Genomic DNA, 7,201 nt, shown 5'->3' on the forward strand with positions numbered 1-7,201 from the left:
TGGTGCCGGTTGCCCAGCCGCAGGGACAGCAGGGCGGGGCAGCTGTTTCTCCTGCGCGGCGAACTGCCGCCCGATCCCCCCACTCAGGAGCAAGAAATGGCAGTAATGACGGAGACGTTGGTACCGGCGCTGGAGGACGCCCGCCAGGCCCATGCGGCCGTGCTCGACCGGTTGCGGGCAGATGCGGCCGTCACGCCGCCCGGCCCGTACCGGCAGATGCTGGAGCGCCAGGCCGACGACGTTCAGGACAGTGTCCAGCGCATTGAGCACCATGTGCGCGAAATGCGGCCCCGCGGGCTGGTCGGCGGCACGACCGACGTGGCGAGGTTCGCCGCCCGCACCACCGTCCGGGCGGCCATGCTGCCGGTGACGATCGGGCAGCGGATCGTCACGGGGGTGCTCGGCCAGGGCCCGGCCGATGAGCGGCGGCTGCTGAGGAACACCGAGGACGAGTACGCGACGGCGGCCCGGGCGCTGGCGGTCTCCCGGGCAGGCGAGGTCCTCGCCGAGCAGGTCCAGGACCAGACCACCATGGATCTGCTCGCCACGCTCCGCCGCCAGAACCAGGAGCTGCTGGCCACGCTGGAGGACAGCGTCGCCGCGCAGGCCCGGTCCGTGGCCGCCGCGGGCAACGGCAACGGATTCCGCCCCGAGCAGAGCGGGTATGCCGGCCTGCTCGAGGCGGCCACCCGCACGGTGCTGACCGCCGCGGACCGGCTGCGGGACGCGGCCCGGGCCGGGGGACGGCGAACCCGGGGTGCCGCTGAAGGGGCGATGCGGGAGATGCCGGAGGCGACCCGTGTGGCCGAGCAGGTCCAAGGCGCGGTGACCCGGGAGGAAGATCTGCCCATCGCCCGCTTCAGCCAGCTCGGCGCCGATGAGATCCAGCGGCGGCTCCGCTCGCTGTCCCAGTCGGACCTGACGGTGATCGAGGGCTACGAGCGAAGCCACGCCAACCGGCCCGGTGTCCTGGAAGCCATCGAGCAGTTGCGCGGCAACGAGCCCTGGCCCGGCTACGACACCATGGAACCCAGCCGGATCATGGACCGGTTGCAGAACGAACCGCTCAGCGTGGCCCGTCAGGTGCTGGAGCACGAGCGGCGTCACCGCCGGCGGCAGACGATCATCTCCGCCGCCGAAGCACGCGTTCCCGCGTAGTCCTGCAGTCCCCTGCCCCCTGCCCCCTGTGCCCTGCCCCTGCCTGGCCCCCTGCCCGCCCCAAGCTCTCGGGGCGGGCAGATCACGAGTGACCGCCGTCCGTCTTGTCGAGGAGCGTGCGAGTCCCCGTCCCCGCGAGCCCTACGGATGTGAAGATCACGCGGAACAGCTCCCAGGCGGTCGCGTCGCCGAGGGAGCCTGGTGTACTCCCCTCCTCCGCGGCCGCGGGGTGCCGCGGCCGCGGAGGCACCGACCTCGGGTCATCGTGACGAGGCGGATCGACCCGGCGAACTGAACCTCCCAACACGGGCTTCCTCTTCCCTCAGTAGGGGGCCTGTTCGACCCTGTGGCCGGTCACTGAACACACCACCACGCAGAACTGCCGTCGCCACGCTAACGACACCGGCCCTCGTGTTCCTCGTGCGCGCCGCCACGGCCGCCTCGCCGCCACCCGGACAGTGCAACCCTCGGGTCGGCGCAACACGCTCAGAGTTCGTCGGTGGGCACGAGCCCAGCCTGCGCATCCCCTTCCTGCTGCCACGGTTCCGTGGCGTGCAGGATGGTGCGGGCGACCAGTTCGGGCGCGTCGAGCATGGGTACGTGGCCGCAGTCGGTCAGCGCCACCAGGCGGGCGTTCGGAATCATGGCGCGGGCTCGGTCGGCCTGTCTCGGCGGCAGCAGGCGGTCGCGGGTGCCCCAGGCGATGGTGACCGGCACATCGGGGATGTCGCCCGCGAACAGGTCCGGGGCGCGGCCGGCCCGCAGGGTGGCCTGGAATGCCGCCGAGTCGCGCAACGGCCGCAGGGCCGCGACCACCCTCTCCGGTGGGCACAGGTCCGACCGCCCGTACAGGGTGCCGGTCAGCACGGCGCGGGCGGGGGCAGTGGTCACCAGACGGGCCAGGGCCGCCTCCGGCAGCAGCCGCACACCCTGTCGGGCTCCGGTCAGCACCGCGTAGGCGTAGCGCCGCTCGGCGCCGGTCCAGAAGCCGGCGGGGGCCAGCGCCGTCACGCTGCGGGCCAGCCCGGCCTGCCCCAGGCGCAGGGTGATCAGCCCGCCCAGCGAGTGGCCCACCACGTGGGGCCGCTCCACGCCCAGCGCCGCGAACACGGAGCCCAGCCACGCAACGGCCGTCTGCAGGTCACGGGGCACACCGGGGTCGAGGTCGGGGGACTGTCCGAAGCCGGGCAGGTCCATCGCGATGACCTCTCGCCGCCCTGTCAGGAGCGGCACGACCGGATCCCAGGCCTGCCGGTGGCATCCCAGCCCGTGCAGCAGCACCACGGGCTCTCCGGAACCCTGGCGCTCGTACGCCACCGTGACCGGACTCAGGTCCGCCGCCCGGCCCTGGACGAACCAAGCCGCCCGAGGCGGGACGACGACCTGTCCTCGCTCGCCGTCGGGCCCTGCCGCGGGCTCCCGCCGCAGCCAGAGCGCACCCAGCAGGAGACCACGTAGGCCGACCGCGACCCGCAGGGCACGGTCCCCGCCTTGGCCGGCTATGGAAAGAACCTCAGAGAACCAGGCCATCGCGAACACCTCACACACTCCACGACCCATTACGCCACAGAGGCGACGTTTCTGCACTTGAGTCGCAATAGTCTCAATTCCGGACGAAGTGGCGGTAATTCCCTGTTGCAAGGGCAGCGCATGATCGAGCGTGGCGCACGTCGTGTTGTCCGGGTGCGCCGCTGTGGCGCGGCCCCTCGGCATGCGGGTTACTCCGTTCGGGCCCAGACTGAGGGAGGTCGGTCGCCACACGGGGTGGCCCCTGCGGGGCGACCGGCAGACGCGCGGCACCGGCAGATGCGCGGCTGGTGAGGCAGACGTTCTCCAGCGCATCCAGCGGGATCCATCCAGACCGGGAGCCCGATCACATCTTCCTTCGGGAGGTTCCGTGATCTTGATAGCCCTGCTCGTACCGGTACTCATGATGCTTTTGATGCTCGCGATGGAGGCGTTCGAGGACTTCCTCTTCCGCCCTCCCGAGGCCCCGCCGACACCAATCGGCGGTGCTGATGAGCCGTCCAGCCGAAGCGGACCGAAGTCGACCGAGGCAGAACCCCAGGAGGACCGAGCCGGAGCGCGGGCCCTTCGGGACCGCTGAGCAAGCTCTGCATTCCTGCATCCTCCGTCCACCCACAGGTGCGCCATCTTCCGGTGGATCCCCTTGACAGGTCTCCGTGACGAGGTCCAACCTTACGCTCCAATACGCAGAACGCAATATATTGGAGCCTCATGGAGACACCCCACACCCGCGCCGCAACCGCGGACGGGCAAGACGGCACACCTGCCGGATCGGCATCCGCCGCACGGTCAAGGCGTTGGTGGCGACTGCCGATCGGCGTGCAGTCGATCATCGCTGTCGGCCTCGGCGCGCTGATCGGCTCGCTCGCCCCCTCCGCCGGCGAGCAGATGAAGATCTTCGGCGACCTGTTCCTGAATCTCGTGCAGATGGTCGTCCTGCCGCTGGTGTTCCCGCTGATCGTGCTGGGCATCGCCCGCATGGAATCGGTCAAGAAGGTGGGCCGGATCGCCGGAAAGGCCATCCTCTACTTCGAGATCGTCACCACGGTGATCCTGCTCATCGCCGTGGGACTGGCGAAAGTGACCGGCATCGGCAAGGGCGCCCCGGTCGGCGGCGCCGACCCCAAGAGCCTTCAGAACCTGGAGCAGGGCATCGACTTCCACGAGTTGATCCTGCACGCGGTTCCGAAGAACATCTTCGCCGCCTTCACCGAGGGCAACCTGCTCGGCGCGATCGTCTTCGCGCTGCTGCTCGGCGTGGCCATGGCCGCCATCGGCGAGAAGTCGGCCCCGTTCGCCACCCTGCTGGACTCCGTCGCATCCGTCATGTTCAAGGTCGTCGGCTACGTCATCCGCGTCGCGCCCCTGGGCGTGCTCGGCTTCATCAGCTATGACGTGGCGTACTACGGCTTCGCGAACCTCAAGAGCCTGCTCGGCTTCATCACGGTGGTCTACGCGGGCCTGGCCATCGTACTGGGTGTGATCTTCCCCCTCATCGCGGCGATCTACCGCGTCCGCTACGTCGCCCTGCTCAAGGCCGTCGGCGGGCTGGCGGGCATCGCGTTCGTGACCCGCAGTTCCGAGGCCGTACTGGCTCCGCTCATGGGCAGGCTGGAGGCATTCGGGATCACCCGCTCGACGTCGTCGTTCGTGGTCCCCCTCGGCTACTCGTTCAACAGCGACGGCTCGGTCCTCTACCAGGCAGCCGCCCTGGTATTCCTCGCCAACGCCTACGGCGCGGACACCTCCATCCCGGCCCTGCTGGTCATGGTCGGCGTACTGGTGATCCTTTCCAAGGGCATGGCAGGGGTCGCCTCGGCTTCGATCGTGGTCCTCATCGCGGCCGGCAACACCGTCGGCCTCCCCGCCGAGGGCATCGCGCTGCTGCTCGGTGTCGACTTCATCGTCGACATGGCACGTACGGGCGTGAACGTCATCGGCAATTCCCTGGCAGCCGCCGTGGTGGACCGTTCCGAAGCCCGTGGTGAGGCCAAACGAAGGGCCGGGCACGGCTCACCGGACCCCGCCGGGCACGAAGCACCGGACCCCGCCGAGCACGAAGACCACCCGAGCGCGCGGGCCCTGCAGGAGGAGACCGCACGGTGAACGGCTCGACCGGGCCTTCGGAGGTCATCGGCATCCTGGGCGGCATGGGCCCGGCCGCGACTGCGGACTTCTACACCAAGCTGGTGTCGATGACTCCGGTCCGCAGCGACCAGGAGCACCTCAAGACGGTGATCTGGTCCGATCCGACGGTGCCCGACCGAACCGAGGCACTCATGGGCCTCGGACCCGATCCCACCCCGTGGCTGTTGAACGGAAGCCGGGTGCTGCGGGAGGCGGGCGCCACTCTGATCGCGATCCCGTGCAACACGGCCCACGCGTTCATACCGGAGATCGCCGATCAGGTGGGCCTGCCCATCGTTCACATGATCGGCGAAGTGGCCCGGCACCTGACTCGGCTGCGCCCCCGGGTGCGTACCGCCGGACTGCTCGCCACCACCGGCACCATCCGGGCGGGCCTGTATCAGGACTGGCTCGCCCGCGCCGGCATCGACCTCGTCCTGCCCGACCGAGCCGGCCAGGACGACCAGGTGATGCCCGCGATCCGGGCGGTGAAGGCCGGTCAGCGGGGCACCGCCGTGTCCGGACCGCTCGCCCGGGCCGCACGACAACTGGTCGACAACGGGGCCCAGGCCATCATCGCGGGATGCACCGAGATCCCTCTCGGACTCAATCCCCGCATCGTCCCCGTCCCGCTCGTCGACCCGGCCGCCGTACTGGCCGGCGCCCTGGTGCACCGCTCCCGGACCCACGTACCCCGTGAAGCGCCAGGCCGGCCGGCTTCACCCAACAGCGATGTATCGTATGCAATATGTCACTCGACAGCCCAGTCTCCCGGCGCCTCCTGAGCGATGAGGTCTTCCAGCGTCTGCGCGACTCCATCGTGCGCGGCGAGCTGGAACCGGGAGAAAAGGTCAAGGACGGCGAACTGGCCGAGCGCCTCGGGCTCAGCCGCACCCCGGTGCGCGAAGCGCTCGCCCGGCTCGCCGACATCGGACTGGTCGAAGCCAAACCCGGCGTCTATACCCGCATCACCACCCTCAACCGGCGTGACGTCGAGAAAACCCTCGCCGTCCTGCGCTCACTCGACCAACTCGCCGTCGAAACCGCCGTGCCCCTCATGACCGAACAAGACCTCGGGCGGATGCGGGCGGCGAACAGGGATTTCGAGAGGGCCGTCGCCGCGAACGACACCTCCGCCGCCCTGGAAGCCGACGACCGCTTCCACGCGGTGCCCATCACCGTCGCCGACAACCCCGTACTGAGCCGGATCATCGAGCAGTTGCACCCCCAGATCCACCGCATCCTCTACCGGAAGTTCTCCAGCCTGCTCGGCGGCCGCAACACCATCGAACACCACGCGCAGCTCATCGCCGTCTGCGCGACCGGCGACAGCCGTGCCGCGGCCGACCTGTCGGGCCAGCACTGGTCGGAGCTCGGCGGACACATCAACCGGCTCTTCGACACGAACCAACTCGCCGACACCGCCGGCTGAAGCTCCACCGAAGATGCGAGGCCCGGATCGATGCGCATACTCGACTAAAGAGCGAGAAGGTCGATATGTAAGACATGCGAGATATGCGAGACAGCGGAAGGGCACCCGTGGAACTCGATGCTGTCGCCGAGGAGCTGTACGGGGTGCGGCCCGACGAGTTCACCGCCGCCCGCAACCAGCGCGCGGCAGCAGCTCGTAAGGACGGGGACCGCAAGCTGGCCGATCAGATCAAGGCCCTGCGTCGGCCGACCCTGTCGGCCTGGGCCAGCAATCTGCTCGTGCGCGAGCAGCCCGAAGTGGTCGAACCGCTGATCCGCCTCGGTGAGGGCCTGCGTCAGGCCCACCGGAACCTGGACGGTGAGCAGCTGCGGGCGCTCTCCCGTCAGCAGCACGCCCTGATCGCTGCCATGTCGCGACAGGCGCGGCAGTTGGCCGCCGATGCCGGACAGCAGGTCAGCGAGGAGGTCCGGCAGGAGGTCGAGCAGACCCTGCGTGCGGTCCTCGCCGATCCCGAGGCGGCCCAGCAGTGGGCCAAGGGCCGGCTGACCAAGCCGCTCGACCCCACCACCGGCTTCGCCGCAGCCGGCGGCCGCCGACTGCGGCTGGTGACTCCCCCCGCCCCGCAGCCCGAACGCCGGGACCAGGACAAGAAGACCGGCCGGCCCGAGGCGGAGCAACGGCGGCGCAGGCAGGTCGAGGAAGTCCGCCAGGAGGCCGAGGCGGCCGAACGGGAACTGCGTGAGAGCCAGGAGCGTGCGGCGCGGGACCACAGCGCCGCCCAGGACGCCAAGGAACGGGCGGCCGACCTGCACCAGCGCATCAGCGAACTCACCGAGCAGCGCAAGGACTTGGCGGCACAGGCGCGCGAGGCCGAGGCCGAGGAGCGCCGGGTCCGCGACCGGCAGCGCGACAGCGACCGCGCGGCGCGCCAGGCCCAGCGCCGCGCCGACGCCGCGG

General features: G+C 70.2%; 7 protein-coding genes. 6 read left to right on the forward strand and 1 reads right to left on the reverse strand.

Features of this window, described 5'->3' with window-relative positions; all coding sequences use genetic code 11:
* The first annotated feature begins 96 nt into the window (after window positions 1–96).
* A complete protein-coding gene (locus tag FE633_RS39315) occupies window positions 97–1,158 on the forward strand; it encodes a hypothetical protein (protein ID WP_138049958.1) in 1,062 nt (353 codons plus the stop codon).
* 486 nt (window positions 1,159–1,644) lie between these two features.
* On the opposite strand, the gene FE633_RS39320 is transcribed toward FE633_RS39315, so the two are convergent.
* On the reverse strand, window positions 1,645–2,688 hold the full coding sequence (locus FE633_RS39320; RefSeq protein ID WP_138049959.1) for an alpha/beta fold hydrolase: 1,044 nt from the start codon (window positions 2,686–2,688) through the stop codon (window positions 1,645–1,647).
* 367 nt (window positions 2,689–3,055) lie between these two features.
* On the opposite strand from FE633_RS39320, the gene FE633_RS47925 reads away from it, so the two are divergent.
* The 5 genes from FE633_RS47925 to FE633_RS39345 form a co-directional block, all read left to right on the forward strand.
* Window positions 3,056–3,265 (forward strand): hypothetical protein, encoded by a 210-nt coding sequence (locus tag FE633_RS47925; RefSeq protein WP_138049960.1) that lies wholly within the window; start codon window positions 3,056–3,058, stop codon window positions 3,263–3,265.
* Window positions 3,266–3,396: 131 nt separating this feature from the next.
* A complete protein-coding gene (locus tag FE633_RS39330; protein ID WP_138049961.1) occupies window positions 3,397–4,791 on the forward strand; it encodes a dicarboxylate/amino acid:cation symporter in 1,395 nt (464 codons plus the stop codon).
* Window positions 4,788–5,597 carry a cysteate racemase gene (cuyB, locus tag FE633_RS39335; RefSeq protein ID WP_138049962.1) on the forward strand — a complete coding sequence of 270 codons (810 nt, stop codon included), beginning with the start codon at window positions 4,788–4,790 and terminating at the stop codon, window positions 5,595–5,597. Before FE633_RS39330 ends, cuyB begins: the two co-directional genes overlap by 4 nt.
* Complete coding sequence (locus FE633_RS39340; protein WP_138049963.1) at window positions 5,561–6,244, forward strand: GntR family transcriptional regulator; 684 nt, start codon at window positions 5,561–5,563, stop codon at window positions 6,242–6,244. Before cuyB ends, FE633_RS39340 begins: the two co-directional genes overlap by 37 nt.
* A gap of 107 nt (window positions 6,245–6,351) precedes the next feature.
* On the forward strand, window positions 6,352–7,201 hold an 850-nt coding region (locus FE633_RS39345; protein ID WP_138049964.1), incomplete at its 3' end, for a hypothetical protein.

Origin of the sequence: Streptomyces montanus, assembly GCF_005786655.1 — a bacterium.
GTDB lineage: Bacteria > Actinomycetota > Actinomycetes > Streptomycetales > Streptomycetaceae > Streptomyces > Streptomyces sporangiiformans.

Bases quoted from the DNA above. Each gene is read 5' to 3' on its own strand.
- FE633_RS39315 (WP_138049958.1), top strand. From the start codon at position 97: ATGGCAGTAATGACGGAGACGTTGGTACCGGCGCTGGAGGACGCCCGC.
- FE633_RS39320 (WP_138049959.1), bottom strand. From the start codon at position 2,688: ATGGCCTGGTTCTCTGAGGTTCTTTCCATAGCCGGCCAAGGCGGGGAC.
- FE633_RS39330 (WP_138049961.1), top strand. From the start codon at position 3,397: ATGGAGACACCCCACACCCGCGCCGCAACCGCGGACGGGCAAGACGGC.
- FE633_RS39340 (WP_138049963.1), top strand. From the start codon at position 5,561: ATGTCACTCGACAGCCCAGTCTCCCGGCGCCTCCTGAGCGATGAGGTC.